1 pseudogene is annotated in these 699 nt (G+C 64.2%); it reads left to right on the plus strand.

Going from position 1 to position 699, the window contains the following annotated elements:
- Positions 1-699, plus strand: a pseudogene (locus M5B44_RS28785) (type IV secretion protein Rhs); the annotation flags it as partial.

Consider the following 699-nt stretch of genomic DNA (forward strand, 5'->3'; position numbering starts at 1 on the left):
ATACCGCAACGGTTTCCTGCACCGCCGTAGCCGGGGCGAGGCGCAGTGGATCTACCGGCGCAATGCCCAGGGTGACATCACTGAAGCGGTCGATCCCGACGGTCATGTCACCCACTACCACTACGACCCGCAGGGGCGGTTGCTGTCGATCCGTTATCCGGACAGCGGCCGGCATGTGTTCGTGTGGAACGACCTTGGGCAACTGGTCGAGGAAAGCCTGCCGGACGGTGGGGTTCGGAAGTTTTCCTACGATGCCTTGGGACGGCGGATTACTGCGCAGGACGAACATGGCGCCGTCACCCGCCATGTGTGGGACGCCGTCGGCCGGCTGATCCAGACCACCTCGCCGACGGGTGCCACCCGTGCCTGGTCCTACAGCGCCTACGGGCAGATCACCGCCGAACGCGATGAACTGGGGCGCATCACCCGTTACGAGTATGACGACGACCTGCACCTGGTCAGCCGGCGCATCAATCCCGACGGTACGCGGCTGCAGTATCGCTACGACCATGCGCAGCTGTTGCTCACGGAGATCGAGAACGAGTCCGGCGAAAAGTACCGGCTGGACTACACGCCCACCGGATTGATCCGACAGGAAACCGGCTTCGACGGTCGCCGCACCGCCTACGCCTATGACCGCAACGGCCATCTGCTGGAAAAGACCGAGTACGGCGACGACGGCTCGACGCTGGTCACCGG

It is taken from the genome of Pseudomonas sp. MWU12-2029 (assembly GCF_023242425.1).
In the GTDB taxonomy this organism is placed as follows: domain Bacteria; phylum Pseudomonadota; class Gammaproteobacteria; order Pseudomonadales; family Pseudomonadaceae; genus Aquipseudomonas; species Aquipseudomonas kribbensis.